Annotated in this window: 15 protein-coding genes; 8 read left to right on the top strand and 7 right to left on the bottom strand. The window is 72.3% G+C overall.

Annotation, left to right across the window (positions count from 1 at the left end; genetic code table 11):
• Nucleotides 1-11: 11 nt before the first annotated feature.
• The 5 genes from NBW76_RS03385 to NBW76_RS03365 form a co-directional block, all read right to left on the bottom strand.
• Nucleotides 12-1,052 carry a hypothetical protein gene (locus NBW76_RS03385; RefSeq protein ID WP_056556512.1) on the bottom strand — a complete coding sequence of 347 codons (1,041 nt, stop codon included), beginning with the start codon at nt 1,050-1,052 and terminating at the stop codon, nt 12-14.
• A gap of 72 nt (nt 1,053-1,124) precedes the next feature.
• Nucleotides 1,125-3,740, bottom strand: coding sequence for an ATP-dependent chaperone ClpB (gene clpB / locus NBW76_RS03380; RefSeq protein WP_250246815.1), 2,616 nt, complete (start codon nt 3,738-3,740; stop codon nt 1,125-1,127).
• 612 nt (nt 3,741-4,352) lie between these two features.
• Nucleotides 4,353-5,969 carry an FAD-dependent oxidoreductase gene (locus tag NBW76_RS03375; RefSeq protein ID WP_082482049.1) on the bottom strand — a complete coding sequence of 539 codons (1,617 nt, stop codon included), beginning with the start codon at nt 5,967-5,969 and terminating at the stop codon, nt 4,353-4,355.
• On the bottom strand, nt 5,966-6,847 hold the full coding sequence (locus NBW76_RS03370; protein ID WP_056556520.1) for an FAD:protein FMN transferase: 882 nt from the start codon (nt 6,845-6,847) through the stop codon (nt 5,966-5,968). Before NBW76_RS03370 ends, NBW76_RS03375 begins: the two co-directional genes overlap by 4 nt.
• A 20-nt stretch (nt 6,848-6,867) precedes the next feature.
• A complete protein-coding gene (locus NBW76_RS03365) occupies nt 6,868-7,332 on the bottom strand; it encodes an FMN-binding protein (protein WP_156364882.1) in 465 nt (154 codons plus the stop codon).
• A gap of 196 nt (nt 7,333-7,528) precedes the next feature.
• Between NBW76_RS03365 and NBW76_RS03360 the strand changes: the two genes are divergently transcribed.
• The 5 genes from NBW76_RS03360 to NBW76_RS03340 all read left to right on the top strand — a co-directional run bounded on the left by NBW76_RS03360 (nt 7,529) and on the right by NBW76_RS03340 (nt 11,685).
• Complete coding sequence (locus NBW76_RS03360; protein ID WP_056556523.1) at nt 7,529-8,149, top strand: hypothetical protein; 621 nt, start codon at nt 7,529-7,531, stop codon at nt 8,147-8,149.
• Complete coding sequence (locus tag NBW76_RS03355) at nt 8,146-8,442, top strand: transcriptional regulator (RefSeq protein WP_055962972.1); 297 nt, start codon at nt 8,146-8,148, stop codon at nt 8,440-8,442. The genes NBW76_RS03360 and NBW76_RS03355 overlap by 4 nt, the downstream gene beginning before the upstream one ends.
• Nucleotides 8,439-9,317, top strand: a complete 879-nt coding sequence (locus NBW76_RS03350; protein WP_055962968.1) for an ABC transporter ATP-binding protein — start codon at nt 8,439-8,441, stop codon at nt 9,315-9,317. The genes NBW76_RS03355 and NBW76_RS03350 overlap by 4 nt, the downstream gene beginning before the upstream one ends.
• Nucleotides 9,318-9,352: 35 nt before the next feature.
• The gene (locus tag NBW76_RS03345) at nt 9,353-10,138 is read left to right on the top strand and encodes an ABC transporter permease (RefSeq protein ID WP_056556526.1); all 786 of its coding nucleotides are present in this window, start codon (nt 9,353-9,355) and stop codon (nt 10,136-10,138) included.
• A gap of 173 nt (nt 10,139-10,311) precedes the next feature.
• Nucleotides 10,312-11,685 (top strand): FAD-dependent oxidoreductase, encoded by a 1,374-nt coding sequence (locus NBW76_RS03340; RefSeq protein WP_055962959.1) that lies wholly within the window; start codon nt 10,312-10,314, stop codon nt 11,683-11,685.
• Between the two features lie 60 nt (nt 11,686-11,745).
• Here NBW76_RS03340 and NBW76_RS03335 read toward each other — a convergent pair whose 3' ends face one another.
• Nucleotides 11,746-12,162 (bottom strand): hypothetical protein, encoded by a 417-nt coding sequence (locus NBW76_RS03335; RefSeq protein ID WP_055962956.1) that lies wholly within the window; start codon nt 12,160-12,162, stop codon nt 11,746-11,748.
• 145 nt (nt 12,163-12,307) lie between these two features.
• On the opposite strand from NBW76_RS03335, the gene NBW76_RS03330 reads away from it, so the two are divergent.
• From NBW76_RS03330 to NBW76_RS03320, 3 genes are all read left to right on the top strand, one after another.
• On the top strand, nt 12,308-13,168 hold the full coding sequence (locus NBW76_RS03330) for a 3-hydroxybutyryl-CoA dehydrogenase (RefSeq protein ID WP_055962953.1): 861 nt from the start codon (nt 12,308-12,310) through the stop codon (nt 13,166-13,168).
• Nucleotides 13,169-13,762, top strand: coding sequence for a GNAT family N-acetyltransferase (locus NBW76_RS03325; protein ID WP_235493065.1), 594 nt, complete (start codon nt 13,169-13,171; stop codon nt 13,760-13,762).
• Nucleotides 13,763-13,906: 144 nt separating this feature from the next.
• The gene (locus tag NBW76_RS03320) at nt 13,907-15,502 is read left to right on the top strand and encodes an AMP-binding protein (protein WP_055962950.1); all 1,596 of its coding nucleotides are present in this window, start codon (nt 13,907-13,909) and stop codon (nt 15,500-15,502) included.
• Here NBW76_RS03320 and NBW76_RS03315 read toward each other — a convergent pair.
• Nucleotides 15,495-16,163: a TetR/AcrR family transcriptional regulator gene (locus NBW76_RS03315; RefSeq protein WP_056556529.1), complete on the bottom strand. Its 669-nt coding sequence runs from the start codon at nt 16,161-16,163 to the stop codon at nt 15,495-15,497. The genes NBW76_RS03320 and NBW76_RS03315 overlap by 8 nt on opposite strands.
• Nucleotides 16,164-16,236 lie beyond the last annotated feature (73 nt).

Raw genomic sequence — 16,236 nt, 5'->3', positions numbered from 1 at the left:
AGTGAGCCCGGTCACGCCCGCGCGAGCCAGGCGCGCGCGTCGGGACGGCGTAGCTGCACGACCACGACGACGGCCGCCGCAGCCGTGACGATGCCGAGCGGGAGGAAGAAGACGGACACGCCGACCGTCAGGGCCGCGACGATCCTCAGGGCGACGACGCCGGCAGACATCCGCTTGGCGGTGGCGATCGCGGCGGCCAGGCCGACGGCGCTGAGCACGAGCCAGACCGTCGACGACAGACGCAGCAGCCCGATGACCTGGTCGGCGTCGACCCCGGCGGAGCGGAGCCAGTCCTGCGCCATCCCGGGCTCGGAGAGCGCGGACCGGTAGGCGTCGGCTCCGATCGTCGACACCAGCAGGGCGATCAGGCCGAAGAAGCCGACCACGGCGCACGAGACGACGGTGGTGACCACGGCGACGGTGACCGATCGCGGTCGAGCGGCGGAGGCCGGGCGCGACGGCACGGGGTGCGTCGGGGCGGGGGTCGCGGACTGCTCGCCGTCGGACGGGAAGGCCGCAGGAGCCCCTGCCTCGGGCGTCGACGACGGCGGCACGGCGGCGAAGGGATCCGCTGCGCCGGTGCGGGTGGCCGTCGCGAGAGCGGGCACGGCCCGCCCGTTCACCTGGTCGAACCAGCGCCGCGACTCGGCCGTCCACAGCGACCATCCGCACACGCCGGCGAAGGCGGCCGGGAGCAGTCCCGGGAGCCCGATCGCCGCGAAGACCAGGAACGCCAGGCCGCACAGGATGGTCAGCATGATCCGCGACGTCCGATGACCTCGGGCGGCGTAGAGCGCGAAGACGGCTCCGGAGGCCGTGAGCACGACGCCCACGTAGGCGGCGTACCGAAGGGCGTCGAGAGCCTGGTCGAGGCCGATCCCGGCCTCCTTGAGCGGCTCGGTGGCCAGCGCCTCGCGCACCGCGTCCTGCAGCTCGATGGAGCCCCAGGACGACAACGTCGAGACCAGGTTCACGAGCAGGAGCGCCGACCCCACGCCCACGAAGATGCAGGTGAGGGTCAGGGCCTGAGGTCTCGGCGGGCGGTCTGCCATGGGCCCCACCCTAACGAGGCGGCCCCCACGGCAGACCCCGCCGCGGCCAGGCCGCGGCGGGGGTCGAGTGCCTCAGCCGGCCCGCACCGAGAGCGCGTCGACGGGGAGCCCGTCGGCGCCCACCTCGCGGTCGACCCGCACCGTGTCGCCGTCGCGGACCTCGCCGGCCAGCAGCGCCTTCGCGAGCCGGTCGCCGATGGCCTGCTGCACGAGCCGGCGCAGCGGACGGGCCCCGTACGCCGGGTCCCAGCCGGTGAGCGCCAGCCACTCCTTGGCGGCGTCGGTCACGTCGAGCGTGATGCGCCGCGCCTCCAGGCGTCGACCGAGCGAGGCCAGCTGCAGGTCCACGATGTGCGTCAGCTCCGCCGTGCCCAGCGGCTCGAACGTCACGATCTCGTCGAGTCGGTTCAGGAACTCCGGCTTGAACGAGGCCTTGACCACGTCCATCACCGCGCTCCTCTTCGCCGCGTCGTCCAGCGCCGGGTCGGCCAGGAACGCCGAGCCCAGGTTCGAGGTGAGGATGAGGATGACGTTGCGGAAGTCGACCGTCCGGCCCTGCCCGTCGGTGAGCCGGCCGTCGTCGAGCACCTGCAGGAGGATGTCGAAGACCTCCGGGTGCGCCTTCTCGACCTCGTCGAGCAGCACCACCGAGTAGGGCCGACGTCGGACCGCCTCGGTCAGCTGGCCGCCCTCGTCGTAGCCGACGTAGCCGGGAGGGGCACCGACGAGCCGCGAGACGGCGTGCTTCTCGGCGTACTCGCTCATGTCGATGCGCACCATCGCGCGCTCGTCGTCGAACAGGAACTCGGCCAGCGTCTTGGCCAGCTCGGTCTTGCCGACGCCGGTGGGACCGAGGAACAGGAACGACCCGGTCGGGCGGTCGGGGTCGGCGATGCCGGCCCGGCTGCGTCGCACCGCGTCGGAGACGGCGGTGACCGCCTCGCGCTGGCCGATGAGCCGCTTGCCCAGCTCGTCCTCCATGCGCAGGAGCTTGCCCGTCTCGCCCTCGAGCAGACGGCCCGTGGGGATGCCGGTCCACGCCGCGACCACCTCGGCGATCTCGTCGGCCGTGACCTCCTCGTTCACCAGCCGGTCCTCGCCGTCGCCGGACTCGCGCGCCGACTCGGCCTCCTGGGCCGCGGCCAGCTGCGCCTCCATGGTGGGGATCTCGCTGTAGAGCAGCCGCGCGGCCGTCTCGAGGTCGCCGTCGCGCTGGGCGCGGTCGGCGGCGATGCGCACCTCGTCGATGCGCTCCTTGATCTCGCCGACGGCGTTCAGGCTCTGCTTCTCGCTCTCCCACCGCTGCTCGAGCGCCCGCAGGGTCTCCTGCTTGTCGGCCAGCTCGCCACGCAGCTTGTCGAGGCGGTCGCGGCTCGCGTCGTCGCTCTCGTTCTGCAGGTGCAGCTCCTCCATGCGCAGGCGGTCCACCGCGCGGCGCAGCTCGTCGATCTCGACCGGGCTGGAGTCGATCTCCATGCGCAGGCGCGACCCGGCCTCGTCGACCAGGTCGATGGCCTTGTCTGGCAGCTGGCGACCGGGGATGTACCGGTCGGAGAGGGCCGCGGCCGCGACGAGCGCGGCGTCGGCGATGGCGACCTTGTGGTGGGCCTCGTACCGCTCCTTCAGACCACGCAGGATCGCGATGGTGTCCTCGACGGACGGCTCGCCGACGAGCACCTGCTGGAAGCGGCGCTCCAGCGCCGGGTCCTTCTCGACGTTCTCGCGGTACTCGTCGAGCGTGGTCGCGCCGATCATGCGCAGCTCGCCGCGCGCCAGCATCGGCTTCAGCATGTTGCCGGCGTCCATGGCGGAGTCGCCGGTGGCGCCGGCGCCCACGACGGTGTGCAGCTCGTCGATGAAGGTGATGACCTGGCCGTCGGAGGCCTTGATCTCCTCGAGCACGGCCTTGAGCCGCTCCTCGAACTCACCGCGGTACTTGGCGCCGGCCACCATCGCGCCGAGGTCGAGGCTGATGAGCCGACGGCCGCGCAGCGACTCCGGCACGTCGCCGTCGACGATGCGCTGGGCCAGACCCTCGACGACGGCCGTCTTGCCGACACCGGGCTCGCCGATGAGCACCGGGTTGTTCTTGGTGCGACGGCTCAGCACCTGCACGACCCGACGGATCTCGGCGTCGCGGCCGATGACGGGGTCGAGCTTGCCCTCGCGGGCCACGGCCGTCAGGTCCACGCCGTACTTCTCGAGCGCCTGGTACGTGTCCTCGGCGTCGGCGCTGGTGACACGGGCCCCGCCCCGGACGGTCTCGAACGCGGCACCGAGGGCGTCGGGCGTGGCGCCGTGCTTGGCGAGCACGTCCTTGGCGGACGAGGCGACGGTGGCGACGCCCACGGCGAGGTGCTCGGTCGAGATGTACTCGTCACCCAGCTCGCCGGCGAGGTCGGCGGCGCGCTGCAGCACCTCGTGCGTGCTGCGGGACAGCCCGGGGTTCTGGACGCTGGTGCCCGATGCGGACGGCAGCGCGTCGACCGCTGCCTTGAGCTCGGACCTCACGACCGCGACGTCGACGCCGGCGGCCTGCAGCAGGGGTGCGGCGGTGCCGCCGTCCTGGGCGAGCAGGGCCGTGAGCACGTGAGCCGGCTCGATGGCCGGGTTCCCGGCGGCTGCGGCCTGCTGCATCGCGGCGGCCAGCGCCTGCTGGCTGCGGGTGGTGAGGTTCGAGAGGTCCATGGGCTGCTCCTGGTGCGTCCTTCCGTCGGCGCGGTTCGCCGTACATCAGGTACAACATCATGAGAGTTGAGTCCATTCCACTCAACTTTGGAGTCCATCCGTTTCGGACACTTCCGGGGCATTCGGGACCCCTCGACCGCCACACAACTGTCCGGAACGCCGCAGCCAGGTCTCGAAGGCCTGCCCGAGCCTCGGCCTTCGGCTGCGTCGGCTGCGGTCGTCGTCGCGGCGGCCTCCGAAAAGGCCTCGACCGGACGGCACCAGCGACGCGGGCGAGTCCTCGGACTGCGGCTTCCGTTTCGGACAGTTCCGGGGCATTCGGGGACCCTCGACCGCCCCGGAACTGTCCGAAACGCGATCTGACGCGGTGACGTCGGTTCCTGCGGCAGAGACCGACCGGAAGGCGTCAAGACGCACGGCCGGGGCCGGGGTGCTCGGCCGAGCGCCGCGCCGCCGTCCCGTCGAGGCCCTTTCGGGGACCGCCTCCCCACGGAGCCGCGCCGACGCAGCAGCACGTCCCCACGGAGCCGCGCCGACGCAGCCGCAGGGCCACACCCACCGCGCCGACGCAGCCGCAGGTCCACCCGGAGCCGACGTCGGCGCAGCCGCAGGTCAGTACCCCGAGAAGTAGTCCGTCCGCACACCCGCGCAGCGGGAACGCAGGGCGGACCGGACGCCGGCGACCATCGCGGGCGGACCGGACACGTACGCCGTGCGCGAGGCCGCGTCGGGCACCGCCTCGTCGATCGTCTCGCCGGTGACGAACGGGGCCGCCACGTGGACCCAGCCGTCGGGCAGGTCGCCCGGGGGCTCCGGCGAGACCAGCACCACCCGCACGCCGGTGGCCACCAGCTCGTCGCGGTACGGGACCGCGTCGCCGTCGGGCACGCCGTAGACGAGCACCACGTCGCGGGCCTCGCCCGAGCGCAGCTGGCTCAGGAACGGTGTCACCCCGATGCCGCCGGCCACGAGCAGGAGCGACTTCCCGCCGCGTCGGCTCGCGTCGCGCGGCCACACGAAGTCTCCGTGGACCCCCGTCGCGCGCACCCGCTGTCCCGCGTCGAGGTCCACCAGCGCCCGCTTGAACGAGGACGCGGGCTCGGGCACCCGGATCGCGATGCGCAGGTCGTCGGACTGCGGGGGCGAGCTGATGCTGAACACCCGCCGCACGCCGCGGCGGTCGGCACCGGCGTGCGGGAGGTGCAGCTCGAGGTACTGGCCGGGCTCGAAGCGCACCCGGCGGCGGGGGCGGAAGGTGACCTCCCACGTGTCGCCGGCCAGCCGACGCGCGCCCGCGGACTCCAGCACCACGCCGGTCCGCCGGGCGAAGGCGAACGCCACCACGTTGCCCAGCACGATCGCGAGCTCCGGCGTCATCGAGAGCGGCCCCCACGTGGGCGGGGTGACGTCGAGGACCGACGCGAACGTCGGGAATCCGAGGAGGACGCCCATGACGGCGGCCACGACCAGCTGCTGCCCGCGCCGCGGCGGCAGGGTGAGCGGCTCGCTCACCATGAAGCCCGCCATGAACAGGATCGGGTAGGAGTACAGCGCCGTCTGCCACGCCTGGGACAACGGCGTGCCGAAGCCCGCCGTGAGGCCGGTCAGCACCATGGCGAACGCGACCACCGCGAACACCAGACCGACGTCGAGCCGACGTGTCCGCCAGAGCACCAGCAGGGCGCCGACGGCGACGAACGGGGCCAGCGCCTCGGTGGCCGCGGTCTGCCACAACGCGTTGATGCTGGACTCCCGACCCACCGCCCACTGCACGACGACGACGAGCAGCGCGCCGGCGGCGGCCGGGTTGAGCACGTGCCGCCCCCGCCAGGCCAGGAGGTACTTCGACGCGTTCGCCAGCACCGCCGCGACTGCGAGCCAGGCGAGGTTCGCGGCGCCGACACCCGCACCGTCGCCCCCGGCCGCCTCGGGGAGCGGGGCGAACAGGAAGAACAGCAGGAGTGCCGTGATCACCGCCGACTCGTCGTGCGGCTTCAGGCGCCACACGAGGCCGAGCAGGCGGTTCGACCCGACCGAGGCGACCAGCAGCACCGCGAGCGCCACCAGGTTGCCGACGGTGGAGAGCCCCTCGATCACGCCGGTCGCCGTGAACACCACGTACACCGCCGCGACCACGGCCAGCACGATCGTGACGAGCCGGTACATCGTGACGCGGCCGAGGAGCCCGTCGATGCTCGGACGAGACCGCGTCGTCGTGCTTCGAGTCATGTGAACAGCTCCCCAGGGAGGTCGGGCGACCGCAGGACGCGACCGTCGGCGTGGATGCGGACGAAGTGGTGCGGGTGCAGGTCCATCAGGACCTCGGGATCGGCGAAGAAGTGCGCGGTGGCCAGGCCGTCGGCCTGCATGCACGAGTGCTCGACGAGGGTCCACGTGGCCACCACGTCGTCCGTCGGGAGACCGGTGCGACCGTCGACCACGTGGTGCAGGCCGTCGCCCCAGGTCCGACGGTTCACCGCAGATGCGCAGAGGGCCTGCTCGGGCTCCAGCTCCAGGACACCGATGGCCTTCGTCGGGTCGGCCGGGTGCTCCAGCGCGACCCTGATCGGCGCCGAGCCGCGGTGGTAGAGGTCGCCGCTGGCATCGACGGCGAACGCGTTCAGCCCACGGTTCTCCAGGACGACCGCCACGAGGTCGACGAGCAGGCCCTTGCCTGCCGCCCCGACGTCGAGCAGCAGCGGACGGTCGGTGCGGACGGTCCCGTCGACGTCGGCCACGACGGCGCCGTCACGCCGAAGCGCCGCCCAGTCCTCGGGCACCGCGTCGGCACCGGTGGGCCTGAGGGAGTAGTCGGCGTCGTAGCCGAGCGCCACGAGCGAGCGGCCCACCAGGGGCGTCACCGCACCGTCGGTCGCGGCGTGCAGGCCGTCGTAGAGGTCGAGCAGGAGCGCGGCGGACTCGACGTCGCGCCAGGTCCCCGCCTGCTGCGACATGGCCGTGACCACGGAGTCGCCGCGGAACCGCGACCACGCCCGGTCGAACCGCTCGATGACGGCGAGCACGTCGACCTGGACGCCCGGAGCCAGCGGCTGCGCGGTGTCGACCGCCCACCGCGTCCCGATGGCCTCGAACGTCCAGGTCGCCATGCGTCGGACCCCGGTGGGGCTCAGGCCTGGGCTTCGGACTTGATCTGGTCGACGGCCTCGTTGAAGCCGCCCGACGTGAGGGACGAGCCTGCGACCTTGGAGACGTCGATGTCGTCGATGTTCTTGCCGACGATCTCGTCGGCGATGCCGCCGGCGAACTTCTCCTGGTACTGCTTCGAGGTGCCGGACGCCTTGGGCGTGACCGTCACGTCGTCGATGACGCCGCCGTCGCCGAGGGTGATCTCGACGTCGACCTCGGAGGTGCCGCCGGGGTTGGAGTAGCTGCCGGAGCCCTCGTAGGTGCCGGCCGTGTAGTCGCCCGAAGCCTCGGACGACCCGCTGTCGTCGGCGGCCGCGCTGGTGGCCGAGCTCGAGGAGGACGAGCCGGCGTCGGAGTCGGCGTCGCTCCCGCACGCGGCGGTGAAGAGCAGGGTCGAGGTGGCCGTCAGGGCCAGGAGGGCCTTCTGGTGGCGGCGCAGGGTCATGGGTCTCTCCAGTCAGTCGGGCTGGGACGCGGATGTGGTTGCGTCGTCAACCAGCCCAACGGACCCGACCTCCGCGAGGTTCCATCCTCGCGCACTCCACAGCGGGAGCACAGCACCCGGGACCCCGCACGGTCTTGACCTTCTCCGCGGGTCCGTGCAAACTACTTTGCATGACAAACTGCTTTGCGGACGCATCATGACCGACGACGACCGCACCCCCGACCTCGCTGAGAGCTGGGCGCTGATCGAGTCCGAGCGCGAGCGCGCCCGACGTTCGGTGCGCGTCGACGAACGGGTGGTCTACGGCGTCTGGGCGCTGGCCTGGGGCGTCGGCTACCTGGCCCTGTTCGTGTGGGCCGGCCCGGAGGGGCAGCCGGGACTGCCCGGACCGATCGTCTTCGGCGTGCTCATCGTGGCCGCCATCGTGGTCACGGTCGCGCACATCGAGGGCCGGACGCGCGGTACCGGCGGGCCCGACGCCGAGACCAACGCGATGCTCGGCTGGGCGTGGCCCCTCGGCTTCATCGGCAGCAGCCTCACGGCGGGCGCGATCGGACGCGCCGGCATCGAGGGCGACGCCGCGGCCATCGTCTACAACGGCCTGCCGTGCCTCGTCGTCGCGTGCCTCTACATGGGCACCGGCGCGGCCCTGCGCGACCGACGCCAGCTCGTCCTCGGCGGCTGGATCGCGGTCACCGTGGGGATCGCCTCCTTCGTCGGCGGCGCACACCTGTACCTGGCCATGGCGGTGCTCGGCGGCGGCGGGTTCGCCGTCGCGACCGTGGCGGCGGCACGCGACCGGGCGGGGCGCCCGTGAGCGAGCTCGACCCCGTCATCCACGCGCAGGCCCGCCTCCGGGTCACGGCCTTCCTGGCCGTGCTCGAGCCCGGCGAGACGCTCACCTTCCCCCGCCTGCAGAAGGAGCTCGGCATGACCGCCGGCAACCTCTCCACGCACCTGCGCAAGCTCGAGGACGCCGGCTACGTCGAGCAGACCAAGACCATCAACGGACGCAGCCCCGTCACCTACGTCGGCCTCACCGACACGGGCCGCACGGCCTTCGAGACCTACACCCGCACGCTCCGTCAGCTCATCCAGGGGGACTCATGACCAGCACACCCGTCCTGACCATCGACCACGTCAGCCGCTCGTTCGGCGACCGACCCGCCGTCGACGACGTCAGCCTGGAGGTCCGTGCCGGGCAGGTCGTCGGCCTGCTCGGACCCAACGGTGCGGGCAAGACCACGCTGCTGTCGATGGTCTCCGGGCTGCGCACGCCCGACACCGGCACGGTCCGCGTGCTCGGGCTCGACCCCCGTCGGCCGGCACACCGTGCCGTGATCGGCGTGACGCCCCAGGAGACCGGACTGCCCGAGTCCCTCACCGCCGCGGAGGTCGTGCGCTTCGTGGCCGACCACCACGCGGACCCGCTCCCGACCCTGGAGGCGCTGGACCGGTTCGGCATCGCCGAGCTCGCCGACCGGCGGTGCGGGGGCCTGTCCGGTGGGCAGAAGCGACGCCTCGCCTGCGCGCTCGCCCTCGTGGGACGCCCCGCCCTGGTCCTGCTCGACGAGCCGACGACCGGGCTCGACGTCGACGCCCGGCACGCTCTCTGGCGGGGCATCCGCGCCCACCGCGACGACGGCGTGGCCGTCCTGCTGACCAGCCACCACCTCGAGGAGGTCGAGGAGCTGTCCGACCGCGTGGCCGTCATGGCCGAGGGGCGGGTGCTCGTCGACGACACCCTCGAGCGTGTGCTCGGCCGGGTCGACGTGGACCGGCTCTCCTGGTCCGGCACCACGGGCCGCGTGGCCGAGCTCGACGGCGTGGTGGACGTCCAGGTCGACGGTGACCAGGTGGTCGTCCTCGCCCGCGACGCCGACCTCGTCGTCCGGGCCCTCGTCGACGGCGCCGCCGACTTCGCCCGACTGCGTGTCCGCGGCGCCTCGCTCGAGGACGCCTTCACCCACCTCACCGCCGCCTGACCCACCCAGCCCATCCAGCGTCCACGGGGGACCCCATGACCACGACCACCACCGCACCACGACGCACCGCACCCGCGCTGCGCATCACCCTCGCCCACACCCGGCTGTCCGTCCTCGAGGCGCTGCGCGAGCCGATCGTCATCGTGAGCACCGTGGCCTTCCCGGCCCTCGTGCTGCTGTGCTTCGTCGTGCCGCAGCGCGCGGTCGCGGGCGACCCGTCCGCAGCGACCGCCGCCACCGGCCAGATCGCGCTCTTCTCGATCGTGTCGGTCTGCCTGTTCACCTACGGCGCCGGCATCGCCGAGGACCGGCAGCGACCCTTCGACACGTTCATCCGGTCGCTCCCCGCCGGCTCCGTGGCGCCGTTGGTGGCCCGGATCGTCACCGGCGTGGTGCTGAGCGCCCTGGGCCTGCTGCCGGTCGCCGTGATCTCGACGTTGCTCACCGACGCGGACGTCCCCCTCCTTCGCCTGCCATGGGTGGGGCTGACGCTGCTGACCTGCGGCGTCCCGTTCCTCGTGATCGGCTTCGCCATCGGGTACTCGCTGCGCCCGAAGGCCGCGCTGGCCGTGGCCCAGATCGTGCTGTTCCCGCTCGCCTTCCTGGGTGGGTTGTTCGTCCCGCCCGAGACCTTCCCGTCGTGGCTCGACGCCGCCTCGCAGGCCACGCCCACCCGAGCGGCGCGCGACCTCGTCGTCTCGTCGATGACGGGGTCGGGCGGCGAGGCCACCCAGCTGCTGGTCCTGCTCGGCTGGACGCTGGCCGCCGGCGCGGTCACCGTCTGGGCGTTCCGCCGCGACGAGGGTCGTCGCTTCCGCTGACCGGGCGAGCCGAGCCCCCGATCACCGGACGACTCGCCGGGCTCGGCCGCGCTCGACGTGGGCGATCTCGCACCGCGGACGACTGCGCAGGGTTGGTGCGGAGAACTTAGGATGGCCTCATGCACACCGCATGATCCGGTCGGTGTGCCCGCAAGCCCCCAGGAGTCACACTGATGAGCAGGAAGCTCAGGGTCGCGATCGTCGGCGCCGGCCCCGCCGGCGTCTACGCCGCCGACATCCTCACCAAGTCCGAGGTCCCCGCACCCTTCGAGGGCGCGAGCGTCGACCTCCTCGAGCGCGACCCCACGCCCTTCGGGCTGATCCGCTACGGCGTCGCGCCGGACCACCCGCGCATCAAGGAGATCGTCAAGGCGCTCAAGCGCGTCATGGCCAACGACGACATCCGCTTCTTCGGCAACGTCGCGTTCGGCGACGACCTGAAGCTCGACGACCTGCGTCAGTTCTACGACGCCGTCGTGTTCGCCACCGGCGCGCGCCGCGACCGCGACCTCGACATCCCCGGCATCGACCTCGACGGCTCGCACGGTGCCGCCGACTTCGTGTACTGGTACGACGGGCACCCCGACGTCGACCGCGAGTGGCCCTTCCAGCCGCACCAGGAGTCCGTCGCGGTGCTCGGCGTGGGCAACGTCGGCCTCGACGTCTCGCGCATCCTGGCCAAGACGGCCGAGGAGCTGCTGGTCACCGAGATCCCCGACAACGTCTACGAGGGCCTGAAGAAGAACGTGACGAAGGACGTGCACGTGTTCGCGCGCCGCGGTCCCGCGCAGGTCAAGTTCACGCCCATGGAGCTGCGCGAGCTCAGCCACTCCCCGACCATCGACGTCATCGTCCACCCCGAGGGCTTCGAGCTCGACGAGGGCTCCCTCGAAGCCATCCGGGCCGCGAAGAGCCAGAAGCTCGTCGTCGACGTGCTGCAGAACTACCTGGCCAAGGAGCCCACGGGCGCCCCGCACCGCATCCACATCCACTTCTGCCAGAACCCCGTGGAGATCCTCGGCGAGGACGGCAAGGTCGTGGGTCTGCGCACCGAGGTCACCGAGCTCGACGGCACGGGCAACGTCCGCGGCACGGGCGAGCTCGTGGACTGGCCGGTCCAGGCCGTCTACCGGGCCGTCGGCTACTACTCCGACAACCTGCCCGGCCTGCCCTTCGACATCACCGCCGGCGTCGTGCCCAACGACGGCGGCCGGGTCGTGGAGATCGACGGCTCCGCCCTGCCGGGTGCCTACGTCACCGGCTGGATCAAGCGCGGACCGGTCGGCCTCATCGGCCACACCAAGTCCGACGCGGCCCAGACGATCTCGATGCTGCTCGAGGACGCTCCCACGCTCGCCCAGGCGGCGCAGCCGGAGCCCCAGTCCGTCGACGCCTACCTCGACTCGCGCGGCCTGGAGTACACGACGTGGGAGGGCTGGGAGAAGCTCGACGCCCACGAGATGGGCCTCGGCGAGGCCCACGAGCACGAGCGCGAGCGCGTGAAGGTCGTGCCCCGTGAGGACATGGTCAGCATCGCCCGCTCCTGACGCAGCCCCGAGCACGAGGGGTCGGCCGCACGCGGTCGGCCCCTCGTGCCGTGTCCGGGGTCAGTCGGGCTGGAGGGCGAGCAGCTGCAGGTGGCACGGGCCGTCCGGCGAGGACGTGGGGATCTCGTCGAGCCTGAACCGCACCTTCGTCCCGGCGGCGACGTCGACCAGCCGGCGGGTGGTGGCCGGTCCCGCGCCGTCGGCCGGCCCCACCTGGGCGCTCACCTGGTAGCTGACCGGGTTCTTGGTGGGGTTCGAGACGACGCCGACCGCAGCCCAGACGCCGTCGTCGTCGGGGTTGCACCGGACCCCGGAGAGCAGCTCGGGCACGGGCGTTCCCGCCGGCAGGCCGCTGGCCGTGGGCGAGGCGGTCGCCGTGGGCTTCGTGGCGGGCTGGGGGTCGTCGCCGCTGCAGCCCGCCGTCAGCACCGCGACGGCCAGGATCGGGGCCAGCAGGGCCGGACGACGTGCACGCATGGCCCCATCCCACCACGTCGACCCCGCTCGTCCGGCCGCACCACGCGCCTGCATCACACCTGAGGGTCGCCTCACGTTCGCACGTCGGCGTCCCGTACGCTGGAGATCGTTGGACGTCCGAGCAATCGAGGGTGAGGAAGAGACGATGACGATCGCGCGACTGGGTGTCGTCGGGGGCGGACTCATGGGGTCCGGCATCACGGAGGTCGGCGCCCGCGCGGGCCTGTCCGTGGTCACGGTGGAGGTCGACGACGACGCCGCCAAGCGTGCCGCGGAGCGGGTCGAGGGTTCGCTGCGCCGGGCCGAGAAGCGCGGCAAGATGACGCCCGAGGACGTCGCGGAGACGCTCGAGCGGGTCACGTTCACGGCCGACCTGGAGGCGCTGGCCGACCGCGACCTGGTGGTCGAGGCGGCCAGCGAGGACGAGCAGACGAAGCTCGAGCTGTTCCGCACCCTCGGCTCGCTCCTGGAGTCCGACGACGCCGTCCTCGCGTCGAACACGTCGTCCATCCCGATCGTCAAGCTCGGCGCCGTGTCGGGTCGCGCCGACCGCGTGATGGGGGTGCACTTCTTCAACCCGGCACCGGTCATGAAGCTGGTCGAGCTCATCCCGTCGCTCACCACGAGCCCCGAGACGCTGCAGCGCATGCAGTCGTTCGTCTCCGAGACGCTCGGCAAGGAGCCGATCGAGGCCACCGACCGGGCCGGCTTCGTGGTCAACAGCCTGCTCGTGCCGTACCTGCTGTCGGCGATCCGCATGTACGAGGCGGGGTACGCCTCGGCGGCCGACATCGACTCCGGCATGGTGCTCGGGTGCGGGCACCCGATGGGCCCGCTGGCGCTGGCCGACCTGATCGGTCTCGACACCGTGCGCGCCATCGGCGTCTCGATGTACGACGAGTTCAAGGAGCCCCTGTACTCGCCGCCCCCGGTCCTCGACCGCATGGTCGACGCGGGCCTGCTCGGCAAGAAGTCCGGCCACGGGTTCTACCCCTACGATCGCTGAGTGCCCGACGACGAGATCATCCGTCCGCGCCTGGCTGACCTCGCCTGGCCGCGGCGCACGTCGCGCCTGACGCTGCGTCCGCTCACCGTCGACGACGTCGACGCGGTGCTCGCGTACCGGTCCGACCCCGACGTCGGTCGCTGGCTCGGGCGTCCGGCCCGCTCGCGGGAGGAGGTGATGGCCTCCCACTTCACCGAGCAGGACCTCCCGCACTCGCTGGCCGTCGAGATCGAGGGCGCCGTCGTCGGCGACATGATGCTGGTGGTGGAGGACGCCTGGGCCCAGCGCGACGTCCGTGAGCAGGCTCGGGGTTCCGTCGCGGTGCTCGCCTGGGTGCTGTCGCCGGTCCACCACGGTCGCGGCCTCATGACGGAGGCGGTGGAGGAGCTGCTGCGGATCTGCTTCGAGGACCTCGGCGTGCGCCGGGTCAGGGCGGAGTGCTTCGCCCTCAACGAACCGTCGTGGCGCCTCATGCAGCGCGTCGGCATGCGCCGCGAGCTGCACGGCGTCCGTGACAGTCTCCACCGCGACCTCGGCTGGGTCGACACCCTCGGCTACGCCCTCCTCGCCGACGAGTGGCGCGCGGCCCGCTGAACGGTTCGGACACGTCCGGGGCGTTCCGACCCGGGTCCGTGACCCGGAAGTGTCCAGGACGCGGGTCCGGTGACCTGCGACGGCGGTGCAACACCGAGCGTTGCATGATGGGCGTGACCCGCGTCATACGCTCTGGAGGCCCTCGTGATCGTCCCGTTCAGCATCCGCGACTTCCTCGACCGCGCCGTCACGGTCTACCCCGACCGGGTGGCGGTCGTCGACGAGCCGGACCAGCCTGCGGCGTCATGGGGTGAGCTGACGTACGCCGAGGTGATGCGGCTCGCTCAGGCGCAGGCCGCGCGCCTCGACGAGCTCGACGTCCCGGTGGGTGGTCGCGTGGCGATGGTGTCGCAGAACGCCGCCCGGCTGTACACGTCGTTCTTCGGCGTCTCCGGCTGGGGGCGCGTGTTCGTGCCGGTGAACTTCCGGCTCGCGCCGGCCGAGGTGGAGTACATCGTGCAGCACAGCGGCGCGGAGGTCGTGATCCTCGACCCGGGCCTGGAGCACCTGCGCGACGCCTGCTCGGGCGCCAAGCACGTGTTCGTCGTCGGCGAGGACGACGAGGCGGTGTGGGGCTGGAGCCCCGCCCCCGGCGGGGGTGCCGGGCAGCGGGCGGCGGAAGGTACCGGCCAGCGGCCGGAGCACGGCGCCGAGCCTCGCGCGTGGGAGCCCGACGAGAACGCCACCGCCACGATCAACTACACGTCGGGCACCACGGCACGACCCAAGGGCGTGCAGCAGACGCACCGCGCCCTCTGGACGAACGCCACCGTGTTCGGCTGGCAGGCCTCCGTCAGCGACCGCGACGTCTACCTCCACACGCTGCCGATGTTCCACTGCAACGGCTGGGGCCAGGTCTACGGCGTCACCGGCATGGGCGCCAAGCACGTCGTGCTGCGCCAGGTCGACGGCGCCGAGATCCTGCGCCGCATCGAGGACCACCAGGTCACGTACCTGTGCTGCGCCCCCGCGGTGCTGTCCGCCGTGCTCGACGCACTGAAGGACTGGGACGGCCCCACCGGTCGCGACCGCGTGCGCTGCGTCGTGGCCGGGGCCCCGCCGCCCACCCGCACGATCGAGCGCGTGCGCGAGGAGCTGGGCTGGGAGTTCATCCAGATCTACGGCCTCACCGAGACCGCGCCGCTGCTCACGATGAGCCGGATGCGCGAGGAGTGGGACGACCTCGATCCCACCGAGCAGGCCCGCAACCTCGGCCGCGCCGGCGCCCCCGCGCTGTCGACGTCGATCCGCGTCGACGACTCCGGCGAGCTGCTCGCCCGCAGCAACACCGTGCTGGAGGGCTACTGGGAGAATCCCGACGCCTCCGCGGAGTCACTCGCCGGCGGGTGGTTCCACACCGGTGACGGCGGCGCGTTCGAGGACGGCTACGTGACGATCGCCGACCGCAAGAAGGACGTCATCATCTCCGGCGGCGAGAACGTCTCCTCGATCGAGGTCGAGGACGCCCTCGCCTCCCACCCCGCCGTGCGCGAGGTGGCCGTGATCGGCATCCCCGACGAGAAGTGGGGCGAGCTGGTGACCGCACTCGTCGTGGTCGATCCCGACGCCGGCGTCGACGAGGCCGCCCTCATCGCCCACACGCGCGAGCACCTGGCCGGATACAAGTGCCCCAAGCGCATCGAGTTCCGCGAGGAGCTGGCCCGCACCGCCACCGGCAAGCTGCAGAAGTTCAAGCTGCGAGCCGAGTTCTGGGAGGGTCAGGAGCGCCAGGTCAACTAGCGTCCGGCGCCGCGCCCGAGGCGAGTCGGTTGAGGTCGATCGGGCCCCACTCCTGCTCGACCCAGAGGCCGACGAACACGGCGCGGACGAGGGCGACGGCTGACTGGGCGCGACGCTCGAACTCCGCGTCGTCCACGTCGTCGAAGGCCAGGGCGATGAGCACGTCGTCGATGGCACCGATGATCCGCAGGGCGGTCTCCCCGTCGAGCTCGACCTTCTCGGTGCCGTCGTCGGCGGCAGAGAGACGCTGCAGCATGGTGGCGTAGCGACCCTTCACCTGCCGACGCAGCGCGATCGCCTCGGGGCCGAGGTTGTAGAGGTCGACGAGGTGGGCTCGGGCGAGGAACGGCCGCTCGTGGGTCTGCGTGAGGAACGCGCGGACCGCTACCTCCGCGCCGGCCAACCGGTCCGGGGCGTCGAGCACCCGCGCCTCGAGCTCCTCCACCCAGCTCGCGTGGAAGCGGTCGGCGTGATCCATGAGGCACGCCGCCTTGTGCGGGTAGACCTCGTAGAAGGCTCGCTTGGACATGCCCGCCGAGGCAACGATGTCGGCCACGGCGATCTCGCCGAAGGGACGCCGGGCGAGCACGTCCTCGAGACCGGCGAGGATCCGTTGCGCGATGTCGGCCGTCCTCGCGAGGCTCGCGTCCTGGTCCTGCACCGTTCCCCCACCCGCTCTTCCTGGAAGTCCGCTTGACATCGGTACACACGCGTACCATCCTGGGTACGCAAGC

Source organism: Aeromicrobium sp. Leaf245 (genome assembly GCF_942548115.1).
GTDB lineage: Bacteria > Actinomycetota > Actinomycetes > Propionibacteriales > Nocardioidaceae > Aeromicrobium.
This window is presented reverse-complemented; position numbering and strand designations above follow the sequence as displayed.

Excerpts from the sequence above, each read along its gene's own strand:
- NBW76_RS03370 (WP_056556520.1), bottom strand. The coding sequence starts at position 6,847 with ATGGCGACCTGGACGTTCGAGGCCATCGGGACGCGGTGGGCGGTCGAC.
- NBW76_RS03375 (WP_082482049.1), bottom strand. The coding sequence starts at position 5,969 with ATGACTCGAAGCACGACGACGCGGTCTCGTCCGAGCATCGACGGGCTC.
- NBW76_RS03350 (WP_055962968.1), top strand. The coding sequence starts at position 8,439 with ATGACCAGCACACCCGTCCTGACCATCGACCACGTCAGCCGCTCGTTC.
- NBW76_RS03365 (WP_156364882.1), bottom strand. The coding sequence starts at position 7,332 with ATGACCCTGCGCCGCCACCAGAAGGCCCTCCTGGCCCTGACGGCCACC.
- NBW76_RS03345 (WP_056556526.1), top strand. The coding sequence starts at position 9,353 with ATGACCACGACCACCACCGCACCACGACGCACCGCACCCGCGCTGCGC.
- NBW76_RS03360 (WP_056556523.1), top strand. The coding sequence starts at position 7,529 with ATGACCGACGACGACCGCACCCCCGACCTCGCTGAGAGCTGGGCGCTG.
- NBW76_RS03385 (WP_056556512.1), bottom strand. The coding sequence starts at position 1,052 with ATGGCAGACCGCCCGCCGAGACCTCAGGCCCTGACCCTCACCTGCATC.
- NBW76_RS03330 (WP_055962953.1), top strand. The coding sequence starts at position 12,308 with ATGACGATCGCGCGACTGGGTGTCGTCGGGGGCGGACTCATGGGGTCC.
- NBW76_RS03340 (WP_055962959.1), top strand. The coding sequence starts at position 10,312 with ATGAGCAGGAAGCTCAGGGTCGCGATCGTCGGCGCCGGCCCCGCCGGC.
- clpB (WP_250246815.1), bottom strand. The coding sequence starts at position 3,740 with ATGGACCTCTCGAACCTCACCACCCGCAGCCAGCAGGCGCTGGCCGCC.
- NBW76_RS03335 (WP_055962956.1), bottom strand. The coding sequence starts at position 12,162 with ATGCGTGCACGTCGTCCGGCCCTGCTGGCCCCGATCCTGGCCGTCGCG.